This window comes from Streptomyces shaanxiensis (assembly GCF_039537145.1).
Classification (GTDB): Bacteria; Actinomycetota; Actinomycetes; order Streptomycetales; family Streptomycetaceae; genus Streptomyces; species Streptomyces shaanxiensis.
Genome location: NZ_BAAAZY010000012.1, coordinates 875,814 through 899,734 on the forward strand (window position 1 = coordinate 875,814; position 23,921 = coordinate 899,734).

General features: G+C 70.3%; 21 protein-coding genes and 1 riboswitch. Of the genes, 13 read left to right on the forward strand and 8 right to left on the reverse strand.

What is annotated here, in order from left to right:
• The first annotated feature begins 258 nt into the window (after nucleotides 1–258).
• On the forward strand, nucleotides 259–870 hold the full coding sequence (locus ABD932_RS26975; RefSeq protein WP_345016117.1) for a TetR/AcrR family transcriptional regulator: 612 nt from the start codon (nucleotides 259–261) through the stop codon (nucleotides 868–870).
• 101 nt (nucleotides 871–971) lie between these two features.
• Here the strand turns inward: ABD932_RS26975 and ABD932_RS26980 are convergent, their stop codons facing one another.
• The 4 genes from ABD932_RS26980 to ABD932_RS26995 all read right to left on the reverse strand — a co-directional run bounded on the left by ABD932_RS26980 (nucleotide 972) and on the right by ABD932_RS26995 (nucleotide 4,612).
• Nucleotides 972–1,295 carry a DMT family transporter gene (locus ABD932_RS26980; protein WP_345016119.1) on the reverse strand — a complete coding sequence of 108 codons (324 nt, stop codon included), beginning with the start codon at nucleotides 1,293–1,295 and terminating at the stop codon, nucleotides 972–974.
• Nucleotides 1,296–1,428: 133 nt separating this feature from the next.
• On the reverse strand, nucleotides 1,429–2,439 hold the full coding sequence (rsgA, locus tag ABD932_RS26985) for a ribosome small subunit-dependent GTPase A (protein ID WP_345016121.1): 1,011 nt from the start codon (nucleotides 2,437–2,439) through the stop codon (nucleotides 1,429–1,431).
• 11 nt (nucleotides 2,440–2,450) lie between these two features.
• Complete coding sequence (aroA, locus tag ABD932_RS26990; RefSeq protein ID WP_345016123.1) at nucleotides 2,451–3,767, reverse strand: 3-phosphoshikimate 1-carboxyvinyltransferase; 1,317 nt, start codon at nucleotides 3,765–3,767, stop codon at nucleotides 2,451–2,453.
• A 122-nt stretch (nucleotides 3,768–3,889) separates the two neighbouring features.
• Nucleotides 3,890–4,612, reverse strand: a complete 723-nt coding sequence (locus ABD932_RS26995) for a M50 family metallopeptidase (protein WP_345016125.1) — start codon at nucleotides 4,610–4,612, stop codon at nucleotides 3,890–3,892.
• 50 nt (nucleotides 4,613–4,662) lie between these two features.
• Between ABD932_RS26995 and ABD932_RS27000 the strand changes: the two genes are divergently transcribed.
• The 10 genes from ABD932_RS27000 (at nucleotide 4,663) to ABD932_RS27045 (ending at nucleotide 14,658) form a co-directional block, all read left to right on the forward strand.
• Nucleotides 4,663–5,502, forward strand: a complete 840-nt coding sequence (locus tag ABD932_RS27000) for an SOS response-associated peptidase (RefSeq protein WP_345016127.1) — start codon at nucleotides 4,663–4,665, stop codon at nucleotides 5,500–5,502.
• 34 nt (nucleotides 5,503–5,536) lie between these two features.
• Nucleotides 5,537–6,166 carry an alpha/beta hydrolase family protein gene (locus tag ABD932_RS27005; protein WP_345016428.1) on the forward strand — a complete coding sequence of 210 codons (630 nt, stop codon included), beginning with the start codon at nucleotides 5,537–5,539 and terminating at the stop codon, nucleotides 6,164–6,166.
• Nucleotides 6,167–6,423: 257 nt separating this feature from the next.
• A complete protein-coding gene (locus tag ABD932_RS27010) occupies nucleotides 6,424–7,119 on the forward strand; it encodes a sigma-70 family RNA polymerase sigma factor (RefSeq protein WP_345016129.1) in 696 nt (231 codons plus the stop codon).
• Nucleotides 7,116–7,418, forward strand: a complete 303-nt coding sequence (gene rsrA / locus ABD932_RS27015; RefSeq protein ID WP_250088736.1) for a mycothiol system anti-sigma-R factor — start codon at nucleotides 7,116–7,118, stop codon at nucleotides 7,416–7,418. Before ABD932_RS27010 ends, rsrA begins: the two co-directional genes overlap by 4 nt.
• 132 nt (nucleotides 7,419–7,550) lie before the next feature.
• Entirely contained in the window at nucleotides 7,551–8,861 is a 1,311-nt protein-coding gene (locus ABD932_RS27020) for an HD-GYP domain-containing protein (RefSeq protein ID WP_345016131.1), read from the forward strand.
• A complete protein-coding gene (locus ABD932_RS27025) occupies nucleotides 8,858–10,099 on the forward strand; it encodes an HD-GYP domain-containing protein (protein ID WP_345016133.1) in 1,242 nt (413 codons plus the stop codon). Before ABD932_RS27020 ends, ABD932_RS27025 begins: the two co-directional genes overlap by 4 nt.
• A gap of 109 nt (nucleotides 10,100–10,208) precedes the next feature.
• A complete protein-coding gene (locus ABD932_RS27030; protein WP_031479428.1) occupies nucleotides 10,209–11,189 on the forward strand; it encodes a tetratricopeptide repeat protein in 981 nt (326 codons plus the stop codon).
• Between the two features lie 65 nt (nucleotides 11,190–11,254).
• A complete protein-coding gene (gene def / locus ABD932_RS27035) occupies nucleotides 11,255–11,905 on the forward strand; it encodes a peptide deformylase (protein WP_126394959.1) in 651 nt (216 codons plus the stop codon).
• 291 nt (nucleotides 11,906–12,196) lie between these two features.
• Entirely contained in the window at nucleotides 12,197–13,282 is a 1,086-nt protein-coding gene (gene cyc1, locus ABD932_RS27040) for an epi-isozizaene synthase (protein ID WP_345016430.1), read from the forward strand.
• The gene (locus ABD932_RS27045) at nucleotides 13,279–14,658 is read left to right on the forward strand and encodes a bifunctional albaflavenone monooxygenase/terpene synthase (RefSeq protein WP_345016138.1); all 1,380 of its coding nucleotides are present in this window, start codon (nucleotides 13,279–13,281) and stop codon (nucleotides 14,656–14,658) included. Before cyc1 ends, ABD932_RS27045 begins: the two co-directional genes overlap by 4 nt.
• 15 nt (nucleotides 14,659–14,673) lie before the next feature.
• Here ABD932_RS27045 and ABD932_RS27050 read toward each other — a convergent pair whose 3' ends face one another.
• Complete coding sequence (locus ABD932_RS27050) at nucleotides 14,674–15,639, reverse strand: helix-turn-helix domain-containing protein (RefSeq protein ID WP_345016140.1); 966 nt, start codon at nucleotides 15,637–15,639, stop codon at nucleotides 14,674–14,676.
• A 92-nt stretch (nucleotides 15,640–15,731) separates the two neighbouring features.
• Between ABD932_RS27050 and ABD932_RS27055 the strand changes: the two genes are divergently transcribed.
• Nucleotides 15,732–15,971, forward strand: a complete 240-nt coding sequence (locus ABD932_RS27055) for a hypothetical protein (protein WP_345016142.1) — start codon at nucleotides 15,732–15,734, stop codon at nucleotides 15,969–15,971.
• Here the strand turns inward: ABD932_RS27055 and ABD932_RS27060 are convergent.
• The 3 genes from ABD932_RS27060 to ABD932_RS27070 all read right to left on the reverse strand — a co-directional run bounded on the left by ABD932_RS27060 (nucleotide 15,884) and on the right by ABD932_RS27070 (nucleotide 20,120).
• Nucleotides 15,884–16,897: a ribonucleotide-diphosphate reductase subunit beta gene (locus ABD932_RS27060; protein ID WP_345016144.1), complete on the reverse strand. Its 1,014-nt coding sequence runs from the start codon at nucleotides 16,895–16,897 to the stop codon at nucleotides 15,884–15,886. The two genes, ABD932_RS27055 and ABD932_RS27060, sit on opposite strands and share 88 nt — an antisense overlap.
• Complete coding sequence (locus ABD932_RS27065; protein WP_345016146.1) at nucleotides 16,897–19,281, reverse strand: ribonucleoside-diphosphate reductase subunit alpha; 2,385 nt, start codon at nucleotides 19,279–19,281, stop codon at nucleotides 16,897–16,899. Before ABD932_RS27065 ends, ABD932_RS27060 begins: the two co-directional genes overlap by 1 nt.
• A gap of 125 nt (nucleotides 19,282–19,406) precedes the next feature.
• Nucleotides 19,407–19,561: riboswitch (cobalamin riboswitch) on the reverse strand.
• A gap of 52 nt (nucleotides 19,562–19,613) precedes the next feature.
• Nucleotides 19,614–20,120, reverse strand: coding sequence for a GNAT family N-acetyltransferase (locus ABD932_RS27070; protein ID WP_345016148.1), 507 nt, complete (start codon nucleotides 20,118–20,120; stop codon nucleotides 19,614–19,616).
• Between the two features lie 169 nt (nucleotides 20,121–20,289).
• On the opposite strand from ABD932_RS27070, the gene ABD932_RS27075 reads away from it, so the two are divergent.
• Entirely contained in the window at nucleotides 20,290–23,901 is a 3,612-nt protein-coding gene (locus ABD932_RS27075; RefSeq protein WP_345016150.1) for an NACHT domain-containing protein, read from the forward strand.
• Nucleotides 23,902–23,921: the final 20 nt, after the last annotated feature.

Consider the following 23,921-nt stretch of genomic DNA (forward strand, 5'->3'; position numbering starts at 1 on the left):
CACCCCCCGGCACGGCCCCGACCCACAACCCACCCGCAGGCGCTACGCGAACCCCCACCCCACCCGCACAGGCCGCCGCAGGCACCCCACCCTCAACCGCCGGAGGCCACCGCAGGCACCCCACATCCCACCCGCACCCAACCCACCGAAGGCCCGCGCACCGCGGCGAACTGGCGCCCCCGCATGCCTTCGCGAACCCTTGACAGTGCCCCTGTGCGCGTCAAATCTGGGCGCAGAGCCGCTCGTCCCCGGGAGGCGATGATGCCTGCAGCGCGGGAATCTCTGTTGGACGCCGCTTATACGGCGCTGGCGCGTCGGCCGTGGTCCGCCGTGCGGATGGTGGACGTGGCCGCGGCGGCCGGAGTGTCCCGGCAGACGCTGTACAACGAGTTCGGGAGCAAGGAGGGCCTCGCCCGCGCGCTGGTGAGGAGAGAGGCCGACGGCTACCTCGCCGGCATCGACCGCGCCCTCGCCACGCACAGCGACGCCCGCGAGCGACTCACCGCCACCGCGGAGTGGACCGCCGCCCTCGCCCGAGACAACGCCCTCGTCCGCGCGATGCTCACCGGCTGCTGGAACGAGCGCCTGCCCTCACCGACGCTGTCGGCCGTACCGTCCTCCTCGGCCGTGCCGGCCCAGCGGCGGGCCGACGGGCCACTGCCCTCGCCCGGCGACTTCGTGGCCATCGTGCGCGACCGCGCCGTAGCCATCCTCTCCGGCCCCGGCAGCAACAAGTCCGACGCCGCCGACCTCTCCCGCTCCTGCGAGTTGGTCGTCAGGCTGGCCCTGTCCTGCGTCGCCGCCCCACCCGGCGAAGGCGGCGTCTCCGACCTCGTACGCAGCGCCCTGCACCGGCAGTTGACCGCCTGACCTGACCAGGCCATGCCAGGCCAGACCGCACCAGCCGCATCAACCGCACCGCACCGCACCGCACCGCGCCTGGCCAGGTCCGGCCTCCGGAGGAAACCGCCTCAGTGCGCCGCCCCCGACAACTGCAGCCCGACGATCCCCACGATCACCAGCGAGATCGACACGATCTTCAACGTCGACACGACGTCCCCGAGGAAGATCATCCCGTAGATCGCCGTACCCGTCGCCCCGATCCCCGTCCACACCGCATACGCCGGCCCCACGTCCAGCTTCCGCAGCGCCAGCGTCAGCAGTCCGAAACTGCCGAGGGCGAAGATGCAGAAAGCGACGGTCGGCCAGAGCCGGGTGAAGCCGTGCGACAGCTTCAGACAGACGGCGAAGCCGGTTTCGAGCAGCCCCGCCACGATGACCAGCAGCCACGCCATGTGCTGTCCTCCCGTATGCCCACGTTCTGTGACCGCTTCGTCAGGCTTGGATCCGGCTCGGTGCGATTATGCCCTTACCGGACTCGGCGCCGGACAAACAACGCGGAGGTCAGTCGCCTTCCTCGGCCCCTCCTCAGTCGCCGTCCGTGCGCTCGCGCGTGGCCAGGAGCCGCCGCAGTGAGTACAGCCGCGCCTGATCGGCGTGGCCCTCCGCCACCCACGCGTCCAGCGCACAATCGGGCTCGTCATGACTGCACGCACGCGGGCAGCCCTCGGTTCCCGATTCGAGGTCGGGGAACGCTTGGATCACACGGGACGGGTCGACATGAGCCAGGCCGAAGGAGCGCACACCCGGGGTGTCGATCACCCAGCCGTCCACGTCCGGCAGCGGCAGCGCCAGCGCCGACGTCGTCGTGTGACGGCCGCGACCGGTCACCGCGTTCACGTGGCCCGTCAACCGGCGCCGTTCCACCGACACCAGCGCGTTCACCAGCGTCGTCTTGCCCACCCCGGAGTGACCGACGAACGCCGTGACCCTGCCGTCCAGTTGCTCCCGCACGCGACCCGCCGCACCGCCGTTCTCCAGCTCCTCCCGGCTGGTCACGACGTACGGGATGTCCAGATCGCCGTACAGCTCAAGGAGCTTGTCCGGCGGCGCCAGGTCCGACTTCGTCATCACCAGCAGCGGCTCGAGACCCCCGTCGAACGCCGCCACCAGACAGCGGTCGATCAGCCGAGGACGGGGCTCGGGGTCGGCGAGGGCGGTGACGATGGCGAGTTGGTCGGCGTTGGCGACCACCACCCGCTCGTACGGATCGTCGTCGTCGGCCGTCCGTCGGAGCACCGACGTCCGCTCCTCGATCCGTACGATCCGCGCGAGGGTGTCCTTCTTGCCGGACATGTCGCCGACCAGCGCCACCCGGTCACCGACCACCGCGGCCTTGCGGCCCAGCTCGCGGGCCTTCATGGCCATCACGACCCGGTCCTCGACGAGGCAGGTGAGCCGCCCCCGGTCGACGGTGAGGACCATGCCCTCGGAGGCGTCCTCGTGCTTGGGCCGGATGTGTGTCCGCGGCCGGTTGCCCTTGCGGTTCGGGCGGCTGCGGATGTCGTCCTCGTCGGTGTGCTTGCCGTAGCGGCGCATGGCGTGAGTCCCTATGCCCCGAGCATCCCGGTCCACAGCTCGGGGAAGTCCGGCAGGGTCTTCGCCGTCGTCGCCACGTTCTCGATCCGTACGCCTTCGACCGCGAGGCCGATGATCGCTCCGGCCGTCGCCATGCGGTGGTCCTCGTAGGTGTGGAAGACGCCGCCGTGCAGTCGGCGCGGGCGGATGTGCAGGCCGTCGGCGGTCTCGGTGACGTCGCCGCCGAGTTCGTTGATCTCCTTGGTCAGCGCGGCCAGGCGGTCGGTCTCGTGCAGCCGCAGGTGCGCGACACCGCGCAGGGTCGACGGGGAGTCGGCGAGGGCCGCGACCGCCGCGATGCCGGGGGTCAGCTCGCCGACCTCGCTCAGGTCCACGTCGATGCCGTGGACCGCACCCGAACCGGTGAACACGAGCCCGTACTCGGTGAGTTCGCAGGAACCGCCCATCTCGGTGAAGATCTCCCGCAGCCGGTCACCGGGCTGGGTGGTACGGGACGGCCAGTCCGGGACGAGGACCTTGCCGCCGGTCACCAGCGCCGCCGCCAGGAACGGCTGGGCGTTGGACAGATCCGGCTCGATGGTCAGGTCGCGGCCGAGCAGGGCGCCCGGCGTGACCCGCCAGACGTTCGGCTCGCCGCCCGACTCCGGGGTGTCCACCTGGGCGCCGACCGAGCGCAGCATGTCGACGGTCATGCGGATGTGCGGCATCGAGGGGAGCGCGGAGCCGATGTGGCGGACCTCCACGCCCTGGTTGAAGCGTGGTCCGGAGAGCAGCAGGGCCGACACGAACTGGGACGACGACGAGGCGTCGATCTCCACCGGGCCGCCCTCCAGGGCGCCCGAGCCGTGGACCGTCAGCGGCAGCGCGCCCCGGCCGTCGTCGTCGATGCGGGCGCCGAGCACGCGCAGGGCGTCGATCACGCCGTTCAGGGGGCGCTCGTACGACCTCGGGTCGCCGTCGAAGCGGACGGGGCCGTCGGAGAGCGCGGCGACCGGCGGCAGGAAGCGCATCACGGTGCCGGCGTTGCCGACGTCGACCGTGGCCGGGCCCCGCAGACCCGCGGGGAGGACCCGCCACGCCTCGCCGGTGCCCTCGGGGCCCACGCCCTCCTCGATGCCGACGCCCATCGCGCGCAGGGCGCCCGCCATGAGCAGGGTGTCGCGGGAGCGCAGCGGGCGGCGCAACCAGCCGGGCTCGCTCGCCAGGGCGGCGAGGACGAGGGCGCGGTTGGTGACCGACTTGGACCCGGGCACGTGGACCGTCGCGTCGACGGCTCCGCTCGCGTGCGGGGCGGGCCAGAGGGCGGTGTGTGCGTCGTTCGGGGCCATGGGCCCCACTCTATAAGGAGGGGGTTGGGTCGGCCGTCTGTCGTCTGCGGGTCCGTTGTGGCTGGTCGCGCCCACGCGGCGGAGCCGCAGATCGACACAGCCCTGCCCCTTCAGGTTGGCTGTCATACCGCCAGTAGCCAGCGGCCGCCCCCTATCAATGAGCACAACGACACCGCGTGGAACAGGAACAGCCACAAGCCCGCCGGTACGTGTGTCAGCCGCGACAGTTGATCCGCGTCGGAGTCCCCGGCACCCCCACGCGACCTCTTCGCCTGCAGCTCGAACGCCGGCCTGACCCCGCCCAGCAGCAGGAACCACACCACCACGTACGCGAACGCCGCCTGCACCTGAGGCCCGGTGAGCCAGGACACCAACACGAACGTGCCGCCCGTGACGAACACCGTCAGCGCCCCGTACGCGTTCCGGATCATCACCAGCATCGCCACCAGCAGGGCCGTCGCCAGCCACAGCAGCAGGGTGATCCGGCCGGCGCCGAGCAGTGCGGCGCCGCCCAGGCCCAGCAGCGGGGGAGCCGTGTAGCCGGCGGCCGCCGTGAGGATCATGCCGAGGCCGTGCGGCTTGCCGCGGCTGACGGTGAGGCCGCTGGTGTCGGAGTGCAGGCGTATGCCGGTCAGGGTTCGGCCGGTCAGCAGGGCCACCAGGCCGTGGCCGCCCTCGTGGGCGATGGTGATGGCGTTGCGGGAGACGCGCCACAGGGTGTGCGGGACGACCACGGCGAGGGCGACGACCATCGTGGCGAGTACCACCCACAGATCCGGGTCGGGCTGGGTGCCGGAGACCTCGTCCCAGAGGGAGGCGAGCGATGCGGATGCGGTGCTGTCCATGTAAGGCGATGGCTCCCTGTGGTCGGATGGAATCTGGCAGTGTTGCACGTATGTGCGGACGGTATGCAGCGAGTCGTGGACCCGAGGATCTCGCAGGAATCTTTGAGATCGAGAAGTGGGAGCCCGAGGAGACCCTGGAGCCGGACTACAACGTGGCCCCGACCAAGGAGGTCCACGTCGTCCTCGACCGTCCTTTGAAGGACGTGACCACTGCGTCCAACAGTTCCTCCGTCCCGGCTCGGCCGGTTCGGCAGCTGCGGAAGCTGAAGTGGGGGCTGGTGCCGAGCTGGTCCAAGACCCCCGAGAGCGCCTTCAAGATGATCAACGCGCGCGCGGAGACGGTGCACGAGAAGCCGTCGTACCGGAGGGCCTTCACCTCCCGGCGCTGCATCATCCCCGCCGACGGCTACTACGAGTGGGTCACCGGCAGTCAGGAGCGGGACCTGGAGGTCGAGGGGAAGCGGAAACGGCCGCGCAAGCAGCCGTACTTCGTGCTGCCCGCCGACGGGTCGGTGTTCGCGATGGCCGGGCTGTACGAGTTCTGGCGGGACCGCACGCTGCCCGACGACCACCCTCAGGCCTGGTGGGTGACCTGCTCCGTCATCACGACGGAGGCGGAGACGACCCCGCTCGCCGTGGCTCCGGCCGAAGGCCCGAACTCGCTGGCCGACATCCATCCCCGGATGCCGCTGATGCTGACCCCGGACCGCTGGGACACCTGGCTGGACCCGTCCCGCACGGACCCCGAGGAGCTGCGTTCGCTGCTCGACCCGCCGCCTGCCGGACTGATGCGTGCCTACCCCGTCTCCACCCTGGTCAGCAATGTCCGCAACAACGGCCCGGAGCTGCTCAAGGAGCTGGACGGGCCCGAAGAGGGCACACTCTTCTGACGTGACGAACGAGTCCTACGTGAACGAGTCCGACGTGACGACACAGACCATCGGTACGGACGCGGGGGACGCCCGCATCACCTGGCACCCGGCGGAGAAGCCCCGGCTCGTGCTGGCCGTGAGCCACGGCGCCGGCGGGGGCATCGAGGCCCGGGACCTGAAGGCGCTGGCCGCCGTCCTCCCGGCCCACGGCGTCACCGTCGCCCTCGTCGAGCAGCCCTGGCGCGTGGCCGGCAAGAAGGTGGCGCCCGCGCCCAGGACACTGGACGTCGGCTGGCGGGGCGTGTGGCCCGCCCTCGCCGCGCCCGGGCTGCCCGTGATCTCCGGCGGCCGCAGTGCCGGGGCCCGGGTCGCCTGCCGTACGGCCGTCGAACTGGGCGCCCATGCCGTCCTCGCCCTCAGCTTCCCCCTCCATCCGCCGGGCAAGCCCGAGAAGTCCCGCGCAGCCGAACTGCTCGGGGCCGGGGTGCCCACCCTCGTCGTACAGGGCGGGAACGATCCCTTCGGCAAGCCGGAGGAGTTCCCGGACGGGGACCACGAGCTGATCGAGGTGCCGTACGGCGATCACGGGTTCGCCGTCCCCAAGCGGGCGCCCCTCGATCAGGCCGAGGCCGTGGCGATCGTCACCGACAGTGTCGTGAAGTGGGTCGAGTCACTCGGGTAAAGGTTCGGGAATGTGGCGGCCCCGCCCTCTGTTGTGGCGGACAGCGGTGCTGAACGAGCAGCGCAGACGTCGTAGGAGAGGAAGTCCGCCGCATGGGTTCGACCTACTGCCCGAGCCGCAGCAGCCGTGCCGACCTGGACTGGACTGTCCTGCACGCGGCCCGGACCGCTCCTATTCGAGCGGCGGCAGGTACGGCAGGTCGTCTATCCTCCGATTCAGGTGGGACCGGTTTCGGTCCTGCCCGGAATCTTGAGGAGGTGGGTCCGGTTCCCGGTACCGACGCAGGGACCGACAACGGCCAGGCGGAGCAGCCCGAGGGCCTGGGCACGAGCGCGGCGACGTCCACCGAGACGACCGCCGAGCGCAGCGCGCGCTTCGAGCGGGACGCGCTGGAGTACCTCGACCAGATGTACTCGGCCGCGCTGCGCATGACGCGCAACCCGGCCGACGCCGAGGACCTGGTGCAGGAGACCTACGCCAAGGCGTACGCGTCCTTCCACCAGTTCCGCGAGGGCACCAACCTCAAGGCCTGGCTGTACCGGATCCTCACCAACACCTTCATCAACTCGTACCGCAAGAAGCAGCGTGAACCCCAGCGCTCCGCGGCCGAGGAGATCGAGGACTGGCAGCTCGCGCGTGCCGAGTCGCACATGTCGACCGGCCTGCGTTCCGCCGAGTCGCAGGCGCTCGACCACCTGCCCGACTCGGACGTGAAGGAAGCACTCCAGGCGATCCCGGAGGAATTCCGTATCGCCGTGTACCTGGCCGACGTAGAGGGCTTTGCGTACAAGGAGATCGCGGACATCATGGGGACACCCATCGGTACGGTGATGTCCCGGCTGCACCGGGGCCGCCGTCAACTGCGCGGAATGCTGGAGGACTACGCCCGTGAGCGCGGGATGGTTCCGGCCGGCGCCGGAGAGTCGAACGAAGCGAAAGGCTCGGGCTCATGAGCTGCGGAGAGCCGCACGAGACGGATTGCAGTGAGGTACTCGACCATCTGTACGAGTTCCTCGACCGTGAGATGCCCGACGCCGACTGCACCAAGTTCGAGCAACACTTCGAGGAGTGCTCGCCCTGCCTGGAGAAGTACGGGCTGGAGCAGGCCGTGAAGAAGCTGGTCAAGCGGTGCTGCGGACATGACGACGTGCCGACCGACCTGCGCGCCAAGGTGCTGGGCAGGCTCGACCTGATCCGCTCCGGCCAGGCCGTGCCCGAGCACGACGTGACCGCCGCGCCCCAGGAGTCCTGAACTCCCCTCCCTGGAACGGGCTGTCGTCACTCGAACGTGCTAATCGGCGGGTGATAAGCCCACAGCCGCCCCTCTTGCCGACCTAGGCTCCCCTGTTGAGCTGAGCAGGTCATGGTGGGGGAGGGCGTCCAGATGGAGGCGATACCGGCACGGGCGCGCGCGTACGTCGCCTGTGTGGCGCTGTGCGCTCTGGCCCTCCTCCTGCCGCCGCTGCTCGAGAACCCAACGCCCTGGCGGGCGGTCGTTCTGCTCGCGGTGCTGTACGCGGCCGGCGAGCAGGTCGCCGCCCGATGGCGGTTCGGGGGCACCTTCTATCCCGTCCTGCTCGCCGGGGCCCTTCTGCTGTCGCCGTCGGCTGCCGCGCTGGTCGCGGTGCCGGGTGCGCTGCTGTCGCCGGCCGGGCAACGGCCGCTGTGGACCCGGCGGATCTGGCGGGCCGCCCAGCTCGTCGTGGCCGTCTGGGCGGCGGCCCGGGTGCACGGGGAACTGGGCGGGCGGGACGTCGTGGTTTCCGGCGACTTCCCGTACGCGCTGATTCCGGCCGGGGCGGCGGTCCTGGCGTTCTGCCTGGTCCTGACCGTGCTGGACGGCGGGATTCGCGCCTTCGCCGAGCGGGTGCCCCTGCGGCGCGCCTGGCGGGGGCTGTTCCTGCGCTCGCTCGCGCCCCTCGCCGTCCACGGTCTGGCCGGGCTGATGATGGCCGTGCTGTGGCGCAGCCCGTACGGGCCGGTCGCCGCGCTGCTCGTGCTGCTGCCGATGTGCGTGTCCTGGTGGGTGTTCGCCCAGTACCACCGGGAGCGCGCGGCACATCAGGCGACCATCCGGGCACTCGTCCAGGCCGTCGACATCAAGGACGGCTACACCCGCGGGCACAGCGAACGGGTCGGGCTGGCCTCGATGATGATCGCGCGCGAGCTGGGCATGGACGACGACCGCGTCGAGGTGGTGCGGTTCGCCGGGATCCTGCACGACGTGGGGAAGCTGGGCGTGCCCACCCGGCTGCTGCGCAAGGACGGCCCGCTCACGCCCGAGGAGCGGCGGGTGATCGAGCTGCATCCCGAGTACGGGCACGAGATGGTCCGGGGGATCTCCTTCCTGGGCGAGGCCCGGGCCGCCGTACTGCATCACCACGAGCGGCTGGACGGGAGCGGCTACCCCTACGGGCTGATGGGCAGCCAGATCCCGGAGCCGGCGCGGGTGGTGGCGGTCGCGGACGCGTTCGACGCGATGACGTCCACCCGGTCCTACTCGCGGGCCCGACCCGTGTCCGTCGCCCTGCTGGAGCTGGAGAGGTGCGCGGGCTCGCACTTCGACCCCCGGATGGTCACGGCCCTCGCCCGAGCCGTGGACCACCACGGATGGCATCCGGCCGTGACCGCCGACGACGCCCGTACGCCCGTTTCCCGCCCGCCGGTCTCCAGCGCCCCGGGAGCGCACCGATGAGGACCCCGAGGCCACCCCTCCTGCTCACCCTCGTCCACACCTGCGCCGCCCTCCTCGCCGCTGCCTGCCTGCTCGGCACCCTGTGGAGCGGCCTCGATCAACGCGGCACCGCACTCGCCTTCGGGGTTCTCGTCGCTCTGGGCGAGCTCACCCGGTGGACCGGGGCGGAGGGCAGGGAGGCGGCGCCGCTCGGGGCCGCCGCCGCGCTGTCGTACGCACTGCTGGGGGAGATGGGCAAGGAGCCCACCCGGCACGGTGTCGCGCAGGTCGTCGCCGTCGTCCTGGCCGCCTCGCTGCTCGGCAGCGTGCCGCACATCGCGCGCGGGCGCCCCGTCCTCGACCAGCTCGCCCGGCGCGTGCTCACCGTCGGCTTCGCCGCCGTGTGCTTCCAACCCCTGTACAACCAGGGCACGTTCCACGGCTGGGGCACCGCCTACGCGCTGCTCCTGGTCGCCATTCTCGCCCTCACCGCCCTGTGCGACGCCCTGCTCACCGCCGCGCTGGCGCACTCCCGCACCCGGTGGCCCTTCGGGCCGGTGCTGCGCGACGAGCTGCGGGCGACGCTCGGGATCGGGTCGGCCGTCTGCGCGACGGGCGCGGTGATGGCGCTCGCGGTCGCCGTGGTCGGGCTGTGGGCGCTGCCCGTCTTCTCGCTCCCCCTCCTGCTCACCCAGATGTCCCTGCGCCGGTACGCCGGAGTGCGGGCCACCTACCGGCAGACCATCGCCTCGCTCGCCCGGGCCACCGAGATCGCCGGGTACACACCGGCCGGACACGCCCGGCGGGTGGCCGCGCTCAGCCGGGAGGTCGGGCGGGATCTCGGCCTGTCCGAGGCCGAGCTCACCGTGCTGGAGTACGCGGCGCTGATGCACGACATCGGGCAGCTCAGCCTGGTCGACCCGGTGCCGGCCGGGGCCACCGCCGTGCTGCCCGTCGAGGAGCAGCGGCGGATCGCGCTGCTGGGCGGGGCCGTCGTACGGCAGACCGGCGTGAATCCGCAGGTCGCGACAGTCGTGGAGCGGCTGGCCGACCCCTGCCCGGAGCAGCCGGTCGCCGCCCGGATCGTGCGGGCCGTGAACGCGTACGAGGAGAAGGCGCGGGACGCCGGGCCGGGCGGGCCGCTCAAGGCGCTGGAGGAGCTGCGGCTGGGCACGGCCGGGGACTATGCGCCGGAGGTGGTCGGGTCGCTTGCCCGAGTGCTGGCCAGAGACAGTCTGGGTATGCCTGTGGGTGGGTAACCCATGGGTAATGAGCGCCCTTCCAGCCGTACGTGGTTGGATGCGAATGAGAGGGTGTCCGGGGGCGAGCACTAGCCAGCCCACTCCACGGAACTGGCAGGCGGGAATCGTGAGGATCTTCGGCAAGGGACGGCACCGGCCCTCCGCCTCCTGGCGGCAGGCCACCGACCGTGCGTTCACGCTGATCGGTGACGGTCGGTACGAAGACGCGGGGGCACTGCTGACACGTGCCGCCGACCTGGAGCCCTGGCTGTCCGAGTCCTGGTTCAACCTCGCCCTCCTCCACAAGTTCCGGCACGACTGGGAGCAGGCCCGGGCCGCCGGCCTGCGCGCCGTGGCACTGCTGGACCGCGAGACCGGGGCGCCCGACTGGTGGAACGTCGGCATCGCGGCCACCGCCCTGCAGGACTGGCCGCTGGCCCGGCGGGCCTGGCAGGCGTACGGGCTGCGGGTGCCCGGTGGTGCGACCGCGTCCGGTGAGCCGGTCGGGATGGACCTGGGCAGCGCGGCCGTACGACTGTCCCCCGAGGGGGAGGCCGAGGTCGTGTGGGGGCGGCGGCTGGACCCCGCCCGTATCGAGGTGCTGTCGATCCCGCTGCCGTCGTCCGGGCGGCGCTGGGGCGAGGTCGTGCTGCACGACGGGGTGCCGCACGGGGAACGGACCACGTCGGCCGGGCACGCCTACCCCGTCTTCGACGAGATCGAGCTGTGGGCGCCTTCACCGGTGCCGACGTGGGTGGTGCTGCTGGAGGCCGCCACCGAGGCCGACCGGGACGCCCTGGAGCAGCTCGCCGCGGACGCCGGGTTCGCCGCGGAGGACTGGTCGTCGTCCGTGCGGCTGCTGTGCCGGATGTGCTCGGAGTCGCGGATGCCGTCTGACGAGGGCGACGGGGAGCATCTGGATCCGCACGATCACAGCGAACCGGGGCACCCCGGGCCGCTGGGGCACCGGACCGATGGCCAGCTGTGGGTGCCGGAGCGGGAGTGTGGCGTGGCCGCGCCGGCCTCGCTGGTTCGGGGGTTGCTGGACGGGTGGGTCGCGGACAGCCCGGACTCCAGGGACTGGCGGGATCTCGAAGAGGTCTGCTGACCGTTCGCCGTACCCTGTATCAGCGTCACACCCTCTTTTCTTGTGCAGGAAGGCATACGTCGGTCATGGCCCAGCAGGACACCGAGCAGCAGCACGCGGGCGTGCTCCCCGTGGACGACGAGGGGTTCGTCGTCGACACCGAGGACACGGAGGAGCGCGAGAACGCCTGGCGTGAGCGCGGCACCTCGCGGCCGATCACCGTCGTCGGGAACCCGGTGCTCCACAAGGAGTGCAAGGACGTCACCGAGTTCGGCGCGGAGCTGGACCAGCTCGTGGCGGACATGTTCGCCTCACAGCGCACCGCCGAGGGCGTGGGCCTGGCCGCCAACCAGATCGGCGTCGATCTGAAGGTCTTCGTCTACGACTGCCAGGACGACCAGGGCGTCCGGCACGTGGGCGTGGTCTGCAACCCGAAGCTCGTCGAGCTGCCCGCGGACCGGCGCAGCCTGGACGACAGCAACGAGGGCTGCCTGTCCGTGCCGACGGCGTACGCGCCGCTGGCCCGCCCCGACTACGCCGAGGTGACCGGGCAGGACGAGAAGGGCAACCCGATCAAGGTACGCGGTACCGGGTACTTCGCTCGGTGTTTGCAGCACGAGACGGACCACCTCTACGGCTACCTCTACATCGACCGTCTCTCCAAGCGGGAGCGCAAGGACGCGCTCCGTCAGATGGCCGAGAACGAGCCCCGTTACCCTGTCGTCGCGAACGACTGAGGTCTGCCGGAAGGCCCCACAAGCCCCATGCGCACGGCGTCTGTTCAGGTTCACCGTCCTGACCGGGCGCCGTTCGCATGTCCGTCGCACGTTCGATCCCATACCCGCATGTCGTGATCCAGAACCAGTCACATAGGGGGAGATTCTCGGCACTGTGGGGTAGTGAATGAAGCAAATCCGTTCCCAGATCGGTCAGTTGTGGTGCTGAATGGAAGTGCGGGGATACGCAACGGCGCACGCCCGGCACAGCGGGAGGGGCGTGTACAACTGGCGGCTGAGAGGGGTTTGTTCGTGCATGCTTTCTCACACAGCACCACATCGACACCGACGGCGGTTCCAGTACCACCATCGCTCTCTCTCCCGGTGATCGAAGCAGCGTTTCCCAGGCAACTCCATCCATATTGGCCCAGGCTCCAGGAGAAGACCCGAACCTGGCTGCTGGAAAAGCGGCTGATGCCGGCCGACAAGGTCGAAGAATATGCCGACGGCCTTTGCTACACCGACCTCATGGCGGGGTACTACATAGGCGCCCCCGACGAGGTGCTCCAGGCGATTGCGGACTACAGCGCGTGGTTCTTCGTCTGGGACGACCGGCACGACCGCGACATCGTCCACTACCGCCCGGCCGCCTGGCGGCGGCTGAGGTTCCGGCTGCACGCGGCCCTCGACGCACCCGAGGAGCATCTGCACCACGGGGACCCGCTGGTCGCGGGGTTCGCGGACAGCATGGTGCGGCTGTACTCGTTCATGCCCCGCACCTGGAACATCCGGTTCGCCCGTCACTTCCACGCGGTGATCGAGGCGTACGACCGGGAATTCCGCAACCGTACCGAAGGAATCATCCCCACCGTCGAGGAATACCTCGCACTGCGTCGGCTCACCTTCGCGCACTGGATCTGGACCGATCTGCTGGAGCCGAGTGCCGAGCTGGAACTTCCGGACAGTGTGCGAAAACACCCGGCATATCGGCGGGCGGCGTTACTGAGCCAGGAATTCGCCGCCTGGTACAACGACCTCTGCTCGCTTCCGAAGGAAATCGCGGGCGATGAGGTGCACAATCTCGGAATCAGCCTCATAAAGCACGAGGGGCTGACTCTGGAAGAGGCGGTGATCGAGGTAAGGCAACGCGTCGAGACCTGCATATCCGATTTCCTCGACGCCGAGCGGCACGCCCTGGAATTCGCCGACTCCCTGGCCGACGGCACCGTACGCGGAAAAGAACTCAGCGCCGCCGCGCGTGCCTGTGTCTGCAATATGCGCAACTGGTTCAGCTCGGTCTACTGGTTCCACCACGAGTCCGGCCGGTACATGGTCGACAGCTGGGACGACCGGTCCACGCCCCCGTACGTCAACAACGAAGCGGCAGGTGAGAAATGACCGTCGAGTCCGTCCGCCCCGAAGCCCAACCCCGTGAGGCTTCGGAGTTGCGTGAACCGCCCCTCGCGGGCGGAGGAGTTCCACTTCTCGGCCATGGCTGGAAGCTGGTCCGAGATCCCCTGGCCTTCATGGCCGCGCTCCGGGACCACGGAGACGTCGTACGGCTGAAGCTCGGCCCGAAGACGGTGTACGCCGTCACCACCCCGGAGCTCACCGGGGCCATGGCGCTGAGTACCGACTTCAAGATCGACGGGCCGCTGTGGGAGTCCCTGGAAGGCCTGCTCGGCAAGGAGGGCGTGGCCACCGCGAACGGCCCCCGGCACCGGCGTCAGCGGCGCACCATCCAGCCGGCCTTCCGGCTCGACGCGATCCCCGCGTACGGGCCGATCATGGAGGAGGAGGCGCATGCGCTGACCGAGCGCTGGAAGCCCGGCGAGACCGTCGACTGCACCTCCGAGTCGTTCCGGATAGCGGTGCGCATCGCCGCCCGCTGCCTGCTGCGCGGCGAGTACATGGACGAGCGGGCCGAGCGGCTGTGCAACGCGCTCGCGACCGTCTTCCGCGGTATGTACCGGCGGATGGTGGTCCCGCTCGGGCCGCTGTACAAGCTGCCTCTCCCGCCGAACCGCGAATTCAACCGGGCCCTGGCCGATTTGCATCTCCTGGTCGACGAGATCGTCGCCGAACGCCGGGCATCTGGTCAAAGGCCGGACGATTTGCTGACGGCATTGCTGGAGGCAAAGGACGAGAATGGCGACCCCATCGGGGAACAGGAGATCCACGACCAGGTCGTCGCGATTGTCACCCCGGGCAGCGAAACCGTGGCCTCCACGATCATGTGGCTGCTGCATGTGCTCGCGGAACATCCGGAACACGCCGACAAGGTGTGCGCGGAGGTCGAATCCGTCACCGGCGGTCGGCCCGTGGCATTTGCGGATGTCCGTAGCCTCAGGCACACGAACAATGTTGTCGTGGAGGCGATGCGTTTGCGCCCCGCGGTCTGGATTCTCACGCGACGGGCGGTGACCGATACGTCACTCGGTGGCTATCGCATTCCGGCCGGGGCGGACATCGTCTACAGCCCCTACGCGATCCAGCGTGACGGGAAGTCGTACGTGCACAACCTCGAGTTCGACCCCGACCGCTGGCTTCCGGAGCGCGTCAAGGACGTGCCGAAATACGCCATGAGTCCGTTCAGCGTCGGCAACCGCAAGTGCCCGAGCGACCACTTCTCGATGGCGCAGCTGACGCTGATCACCGCGGCGCTGGCCACCAAGTACCGCTTCGAGCAGGTGCCCGGCTCCAACGACGTGACCCGCGTGGGCATCACACTGCGTCCGCACAAGCTGCTGCTGAGGCCGGTGCCGAGGGACTAGTGCCGAGAGGAGGGCCTACGCCGCGTTCGGTCCCTGGAACGTCCTCCGGTACGCGTTCGGGGTCGTCCCCAGGGCCCGTACGAACTGGTGGCGCAGTGCCGCCGCCGTGCCGAACCCCGTTCGACCGGCGATCGCGTCCACCGTCTCGTCCGTCGCCTCCAGCAACTCCTGTGCCAGCAGCACCCGTTGGCGCAGGATCCAGCGGTAGGGGGTCGTGCCGGTCTCCTGCTGGAAGCGGCGGGCGAAGGTGCGCGGGGACATGAGCGCGCGCTCGGCGAGCTGCTCGACGGTGACCTCCTCGTCGAGGTGCCGCTCCATCCAGGCCAGCACCTCGCCGACCGTGTCGCACTGGGAGCGGGGCAGCGGGCGCTCGATGTACTGGGCCTGCCCGCCGTCCCGGTGCGGCGGCACGACCATGCGCCGGGCGATTCTGTTGGCCACCTCGGGACCCTGCTCCTGCCGCACGATGTGGAGGCAGGCGTCGATGCCGGCGGCGGTGCCGGCGCTGGTGATCACCGGCCCCTCGTCGACGTAGAGGACGTCCGGCTCGATGACGGCCCTCGGATTCCTCAGGGCCAGCTCCTCGGCCTGCCGCCAGTGCACACTGCACCGCCGCCCGTCGAGGAGCCCGGCCGCGCCCAGCACGAAGACGCCGGAGCACACGCTGAGCACCCGGGCGCCCCGCTCGACGGCCCTGACCAGGGCGTCCAGCAGCTCGGCCGGATACTCCCGGGTGACGTAGTCGCTCCCCGCCGGCACGGCGATCAGGTCGGCCTCCTCCAGCCGCTCCAGGCCGTACGGCGTGGAGACGCAGAGCCCGCCGACATGGGTGCCCAGCGTCGGCCCTTCCGCCGAGACGACGGCGAAGTCGTACGTGGGCAGGTCCTCGTCGCTGCGGTCGATGCCGAACACCTCGCAGACGACGCCCAGTTCAAAGGGGTGCACACCGTCGAGGAGGACGGCGGCGACGTTTTTGAGCATGCTGCCAGTGTGCCTCGGATGTGGCAGTAAATCGAGGGTGTGCGGCAGTCCTGCCACTGTTCGTAAGGAGTGTCCGGCGTGACAGTGGTGTCATGACTACGGAACAGACACAGACACTGCTCGCGATGATCGCCGTCCTCGGGATGTTCGTGCTCCTGGTCCTCCCGTCACTGATCGGCGCGGCGCGCGACCGGCGCATCGACCGTCAGATCAGGGAGGCCCAGGAACGCGACCGGAGCGAGGCTCAGAAGTCCTCGTCCAGGTCGACGGTGCCCTCCACCGCCACCTGGTACGCCGACGGACGCCGCTCGAAGAAGTTGGTCAGCTCCTGAACGCCCTGCAGCTCCATGAAGGAGAAGGGGTTCTCGGAGCCGTACACCGGAGCGAAGCCGAGCCGCGTCAGACGCTGATCGGCGACGCACTCCAGGTACTGCCGCATCGACTCGGTGTTCATGCCGGGGAGGCCGTCACCGCACAGGTCGCGCCCGAACTGGAGCTCGGCCTCGACGGCCTCCCGCAGCATGTCGGTGACCTGCTGCTGGAGTTCGTCGTCGAAGAGCTCCGGCTCCTCCTTGCGGACGGTGTCGACGACGTCGAAGGCGAAGCTCATGTGCATCGTCTCGTCGCGGAACACCCAGTTGGTGCCGGTGGCCAGGCCGTGCAGCAGGCCCCGGCTGCGGAACCAGTAGACGTACGCGAAGGCGCCGTAGAAGAACAGGCCCTCGATGCACGCCGCGAAGCAGATCAGGTTGAGCAGGAAGCGACGCCGGTCGGCCTTGGTCTCCAGGCGCTCCAGCTTCTCGACTTCGTTGATCCACTTGAAGCAGAACTCGGCCTTCTCCCGGATGGAGGGGATGTTCTCGACGGCGTCGAAGGCCGCCGCCCTGTCCTCCGGGTCGGGCAGATAGGTGTCGAGCAGCGTCAGGTAGAACTGGACGTGCACGGCCTCCTCGAAGAGCTGCCGGCTCAGATACAGCCGCGCCTCGGGGGAGTTGATGTGCTTGTACAGCGTCAGCACCAGGTTGTTCGCCACGATCGAGTCGCCCGTCGCGAAGAACGCGACCAGCCGGCCGATCATGTGCTGCTCGCCCTCGGACAGCTTCGCCAGGTCGGCGACGTCCGAGTGGAGGTCGACCTCCTCGACGGTCCAGGTGTTCTTGATCGCGTCCCGGTAGCGCTCGTAGAAGTCCGGGTAGCGCATGGGGCGCAGGGTCAGCTCGAAGCCCGGGTCGAGGAGATTGGCGTTACGGGTGGTCATTACTGGCAGGCCTCGCAGGACTCGGGGTTTTCCAGGGAGCAGGCGACGGCGTCGGGCTCGGCGACCTGCTGGACGGGGATGGTCTTCTCGGGCTGCGCCTGGCCCTGGGCGGCGCGGGCGATGCGGGTCGCCGGGCGTGAGCGCAGGTAGTACGTCGTCTTCAGGCCCGACTTCCAGGCGTACGCGTACATCGAGGAGAGCTTGCCGATGGTCGGCGTCTCCAGGAAGAGGTTCAGGGACTGGGACTGGTCGAGGAACGGGGTCCGCGCCGCCGCCATGTCGATCAGGCCGCGCTGGGGGATCTCCCACGCCGTGCGGTACAGGGCCCGTACGTCCGCCGGGATCCAGGCGAAGTCCTGCACCGAGCCGTTCGACTCGCGCAGCGCCTCGCGGGTGCGGGCGTCCCAGACGCCCAGGTCCTTCAACTCCTGCACCAGGTAGGAGTTGACCTGGAGGAACTCGCCGGACAGCGTCTCGCGCTTGAACAGGTTGGAGACCTGCGGCTCGATGCACTCGTAGACGCCGGCGATCGAGGCGATGGTGGCGGTGGGCGCGATCGCGAGCAGCAGGGAGTTGCGCATGCCGGTCGTGGCGATACGGCTGCGCAGCGCGGCCCAGCGCTCCGGCCAGGTCAGCTCGACACCGTAGTGGTCGGGGTGCAGGACACCCTTGGCCGTACGGGTCTTCTCCCAGGCCGGGAGCGGGCCGTTGCGCTCGGCGAGGTCGGCGGAGGCCTCGTACGCGGCGAGCATGATGCGCTCGGCGATACGGGTGGAGAGCGCCTTGGCCTCCGGCGAGTCGAAGGGCAGCCGCAGTTTGAAGAAGACGTCCTGCAGGCCCATCGCGCCCAGGCCCACCGGCCGCCACTTCGCGTTCGACCGGCCCGCCTGCTCGGTCGGGTAGAAGTTGATGTCGACGACCCGGTCGAGGAACGTGACGGCCGTGCGGACCGTGGCGTCGAGCCGCTCCCAGTCGATGTCGCCGGTCATCGTGTTCACGAAGGATCCGAGGTTGACCGACCCCAGGTTGCAGACCGCCGTCTCCCCGTCGTCCGTGACCTCCAGGATCTCCGTGCAGAGGTTGGAGGAGTGGACGACATGGCCGGGCAGCGCCGTCTGGTTGGCGGTGCGGTTGGCGGCGTCCTTGAAGGTCATCCAGCCGTTGCCGGTCTGCGCGAGGGTACGCATCATGCGGCCGTACAGGTCACGGGCGGGGATGGTCTTCTTGGCGAGCCCGGCCGCCTCCGCCTTGCGGTAGGCCGCGTCGAACTCCTCGCCCCACAGGTCGACCAGCTCGGGCACGTCCGACGGCGAGAACAGCGACCACGGCTGGTCGGCGTTGACCCGGCGCATGAACTCGTCCGGGATCCAGTGCGCGAGGTTCAGGTTGTGCGTACGCCGGGCGTCCTCACCGGTGTTGTCGCGCAGCTCCAGGAACTCCTCGATGTCGGAGTGCCAGGTCTCCAGGTAGACCGCGGCGGCACCCTTGCGCCGGCCGCCCTGGTTCACGGCGGCGACGGAGGCGTCGAGCGTCTTCAGGAACGGGACGATGCCGTTGGAGTGGCCGTTGGTGCCGCGGATCAGCGAACCGCGGCTGCGGACGCGGGAGTACGCGATGCCGATGCCGCCGGCGTGCTTCGAGAGGCGGGCGACCTGGTGGTAGCGGTCGTAGATGGAGTCCAGCTCGTCGAGCGGGGAGTCGAGGAGGTAGCAGGACGACATCTGGGGGTGCCGGGTGCCGGAGTTGAAGAGGGTGGGGGAGGAGGGGAGGTAGTCGAGGCGGCTCATGAGCCCGTAGAGCGCGGCGACTTCATCGACGGAGCGGACGGTGTCGTCCTCGGCGAGACCGGCGGCGACGCGCAGCATGAAGTGCTGGGGCGTCTCGATGACCTTGCGGGTGATCGGGTGCCGGAGCAGGTACCGGCTGTGCAGGGTGCGCAGGCCGAAGTAGCCGAAGCGGTCGTCGGCGCCGGTGTCGATCAGGGCGTCGAGGCGGGCCGCGTGGATCCGCGCGAACTCGGCGGTCCGGTCGGCGACGAGGCCCTCGCGGTGCCCGACCGCGACCGACTCGGTGAAGGACGTGACGCCCTGCGAGGCGGCCTCGGCGGCGATGGAGATGGTCAGCAACCGGGCGGCCAGCCTGCTGTAGGCGGGGTCCTCGGAGATGAGGCCGGCCGCCGCCTCGGTGGCCAGCTCGCGCAGCTCCGCCTCGTCGGCGCGGGCGGACCGGCCGCGCAGCGCGGCGGCGGCGACCCGGCCGGCGTCGGCGTCGGGGAGGTCGGCGGTCAGCTCGGTCAGGGTCCGCAGCAAGGCGGTTCCCGGGGCGTCCTCGTCGATGGCGACGGTCGGGACGGCTGAGGCCGGATCTGCTGGCGCGATGGTCACGTGGGGGCTCTCCCTCGCTCGGCACGGGGGCCTTGCGGAGGGCAGGGGGCAGCACACGAGCGCACGCGGCGTCGCGTCCACCGACCCACTCCACGAGGCCCGGACGTCAGAGCGCACCGGCCGGGTGGCCGGGCGCGCTGTCGGCAGGTCCTCGGACTGACTCCTGTGCGCGCCGTGTCCCGGGAACCGCGTCCCGGGAGCAGACATGCACAAGTACACCGTTGCGGGACAGTTCCGGATTCGCACCGGATTCCCCTGCGGCGACAGCGAGGACGAGCATACATCTTGTGCTCACCCGCCACGCCACCCCCAGATGTTGTGTCGCGCTGGTTTCAGAGCGTCAACTCATAGGTGAGAAGAGTGATGTCGGTGAGGTGCGGGATCGGATTCCAGTCCCGATCCGGTGTGCGGACGAAGCCCAGACGTTCGTAGATGCGGTGGGCGCCGTGCATGGTGCGCTGGGAGGACAGGACGATGCGTACGCAGCCCTCCGTGGCCCGTGCGCGTTCGACGCAGGCGCGTACGAGGGCCTCGCCGGCTCCGCGTCCCCGCGCCGTGTGATCGACGGCGAGCATCCGGATCTCGGCCTCGCCGGAGCGGGCTATGTCGGCCATGGGGCCGCCGGACGGGACGAAGGTGACGCCGCCCAGGAGCTTGTCGCCGTCGGTGGCCACCAGTACCTCGGCGGCGGCCGCCCGCCTTGCCACGTCCTTCAGTACGCCGAGGTACTCGTCGTGCTCGCCGAAGTCGAGGAGGCCGTCCTGGAGGTAGGCCTGGGCGGTGATCTCGCCGAGTGCCTCGTACTCGGCGGGTCTCGCCTGCCGGATCACGATGTCCATGCGGCCGAGTCTGCCGGACCGGTACGGCGGCGGCCTGGGGTTTTCGCCGAGGGCCGCCGGGTTGCGGGGAGTTCCGGGAGTGCTTCCATGGAGGTAGGTGTCGGCGCCCGCGGTCCCTCCGTTTCGAGAGCCTTCTCGGAAGGAGACGCACGATGACGAGGGTCGTCCGATGACGAGGGTCGTCCGTCACCCGCCCGGCAAGGAGCGGCCGCGCAACGCGCCGATGGCGACACTGGCTCCGAGGCGGGCGGGCAGCTGGGCCAGGCGGGGGTTCGTGGGCCACTGGCACCGGCTGACGATCCGTCTGGAGGCCCGCCGCGGCACCACCCGCCCCAGGAAATGGCGCCGCTGGATCTCCTACACCAACGTCACCCGGGCCGTCTGGATCGTGGCCGCGCTCGCCCTGCTCGCCTGGGCCGTGCAGGGCCTGTACATCGTGATCACGAGTAACACGACCCGCTTCGAGAAATGGCGGCAGGACAGCGAGGGGTTCGACGCCGTCATGCGCTTCGTCGGCCCGGTGCTCGGCGCGTCGATCGCCGCCACCCTCTTTCTGTTCTGGTGGTACCGGTGGACCAAGCGGCGCTATCTCGCGAAGGCGCGGGACGACCCCCACCGGCTGGTGCTCACCGCCGGCCCGGACACCGCCGAGATCGTGGGCCGGGAGGAGATCGCCCAGGTCATCGCCGAACGGCTGCGGGAGCGCGACACACGCCGGCCCTATCTGCTGGTCGGCGGCGTCGGCGTGGGCAAGACCGCCGTCCTGGTACGGCTCACCGAACTGCTGGCCGAGCAGAACGCCGTGCCCGTGCCGATCCGGTTGCGGGACGCGACCGGCGACCTGAACTTCGAGCGCATGGCCAGGCAGCGCTTCGCCGAGGAGGCGCCCCGGGGCATCCTCGCGCGCAGCAAGACCGACCGGGTCTGGCAGCAACTGCTCGCCGACGACAAGCCGGTCGTCATCGCCGACGGGCTGGAGGAGGCCCTCCTCGGCGACGGCCTCCAGCAGAACCGGGACAACATCATCCGGCGGGCCATCGAGCGGGCCCACGCCGAGAAACTCCCCCTCGTCATCGCCTCCCGGCCGCACAGCCCGCTGGAGAGCACTCCGGCCGCGATCGTGGAGTTGGAACCGCTCAGCGAGGAGGAAGCCCTGCGCTTCGTCCAGGCGCGGGTCCCGGAGACGGACGAGCGCCGCGTGGACTGGATCGTGGAGACGGCCGAGGTCACCGAGTCACCCGTCTACCTGCAGATAGCCCGTGAACTGCACCGCCACGGAGCCCTGGAGCACGATCGGCCGGACGACGACCCGCAGCACATGAACACCCGCAGCCGTGACCGCGGCACACTGCGGCTCTGGCTGCTGCAGACCTGGGACGAGGCGCTGTGCGAGGGCCGGCTGCGCGAGGATGTCACCCTGTCCCGGCAGGAGCGCCGCGACACCCTCGAAGTGGTCTCCGCGCTGGCCTGCGTAGGACTGCTCCAGGACCGTCTGGAGGTCGGCTTCGGGGAGCTGCTCGACACGGACGTCCACCCCGGTCCGGTGCGGCGCGCGCAGGCCCGGGCCGAGCACCTGTGGTCCAGCGGACGCGGCTTCGACCGGTACGGCAGGCGGGGCAACGTCTTCTCCGAGTGGCACCGGCAGCAGATCTGGGACGTGCTCTGCCGGCGGCTCGGCCCGGAGGAGCGCAGGAGGCTGCGACGGGGCAACATGGACCAGTGCCGTGCCGCCCTCGCCCGGATCGCGCGCAACGCGGACAAGCTCGGGCTGGTGGAGGGCTTCGAACGCAGGGTCCGTTTCCCGCACAGCATCATCCAGGCCTACTTCGGCTACCGCGTCCTGAACCACCTGGGCGAGCGGGGCGCCGGAGAACTCGTCGAGCAGGCACTGCAGCCCCCCGGCCCCAGCCGCGAACTCCTCATGGCCCTGGTGCTGTTGTCACGTCGGCGGACGGGGGCGCTCAGGGCCCCGCGGGACGGTGTCCGGGCCGAGGCGAAGTCGGAGATCGAGGAGTTGCTCCGCCGGTCGCCCGTGGGCGGACACAGCCTCGCCCGCCGGCTCTGCACGGCCGCGCGCCGCCGCACCGACGACTCCAAGGCCCTCGATCTCTACACGGCGGCCGTGGAGATCGAGAGCGTGGAGGAGGTCCCCAGGCTGCTCGACGACATCGTCGGCGAAGTCCGCAAGAGGTGGACCGGTTTCAAGGGGGACCGGCGCACCCTCGACGACGCCAAGCTGAGGCTGCTCAGGCAACTGGGAGCCGCACTGCGGAGCGTCTCCGCCAGGATCGACACCACTCCGCTCTACGAGGACCTCGTCGAGATCGGCATCAAGGAACCCTCCTACTCCATACGCCTGGCCGCGGCCCAGGAGTTCGGCACCGGCGGCAACGCGGCGTTCGCCGTGATCCGCGGGCGGGTCGGGCTGAACAGCGACCCCGTGAAGGAGTACAACGACAGACTCGCCGAACTGAAGGCCTGGAAGCGGCAGGAGTACGAGCGATGGGCCGAGCGCATGTCCAGGGCGAGGGCCGCCGGCGCGCCCTCACGGGCCAGGTCCGCGCGCATCGGCCGACTGCAGCAGGACCGGCGCCGACTCAACCAGGACTACCGCCGCAAACGGGTCGACCTCTTCCGGGAGTTCGTGATGCGTGCCTGGATGATCCCCATGCTGCTGGGCTCGGTCGACGAGGCGCACCGAGACGAGGTCCGGGAACGCCTCACCAAGTGGCTGCGCCACCTCGACCCGAACGCCACCGACGGCGCCCCCGACCTGCCGCTCGCCCTGGAGGCCGCGCTCGCCCAGGGCTTCAAGTACGCGGCCAACCGTCGCAAACGGCACCCGGACGTCTACCCGGCCGGCCGCGCCGACCTGATCCGGCAGGCGGAGACCGTGCTGCAGCAGTCCCGGTGCTGGTACGCGCAGCTCATCCTGCTCCAGGCGCTGTGCCTGTGGGAGCTCCCGGACACCGTGGGCGCCCACGAGCGGGGCGCGCACGCGAGGTCCGGCAAGGACGGCAGCGACGGCACGCGTGAGCCGTCCCGGGCGATGGGCGGGACGAGCGCCATACAGACCGTGCAGCGGTGGCTGTCGATGGCCGGCACGGTGAACCGGGCGCCCGGGCCTTCCGGGGGGAACGGTGACGCGCCCCGGCGGCTCCTGCATCCGTTCGTCGCCGAGGCGGGAGACCTGGTGGCCCTCGCGCTGGAGACCGGGCAGCCTGAGCGGTTCCTCTGGATCGACGAGAAGGGCGTCGCCGACAACATCGGCGCGCGCACCGGCAACTCCGAGGCGTACCGCAAGCACAACCTGTGGATTCCGCCCTCGGTCGGATGGAGCACCCTCGACGCGCGCGCCCAGCGCCTGGTCGCCGACGTGCTGGTGATGCTGAACCTCATCGACCGGGACGGACATCCGGACGAGGTCGAGGAGCGGATGGCCCGCGTGGAGCAGCCGGGAATGCCGCTCCCACCGTGCATCCGCAGCGACCGCGGCCCGCTGCGGCCCGGTCTGCGGGCCGGGATGTCGGACCCGCCCACACCCGGCTCGACCTGTCTGCCCGACTGCAAGTTCCAGCTCTGCCCGTACCCGCCCCGGGGCTGTGTGCCCAGGGGAGAGATCCGGGAGCCGTTCTGCCGCCAGCAGCAGGCCCTGCTGCCGGGACGCGTGCGGCGCCACCTGCCCAGGGGCCTGCGCAGGAAGACACCGCACTGGGTCAGCATGCGGGTGACGGAACTCGACGGCTTCTGGCAGCAAATGGCCGGGCGTACGCGCAGCTAGTGCTGCCGCGGTACGCCCGG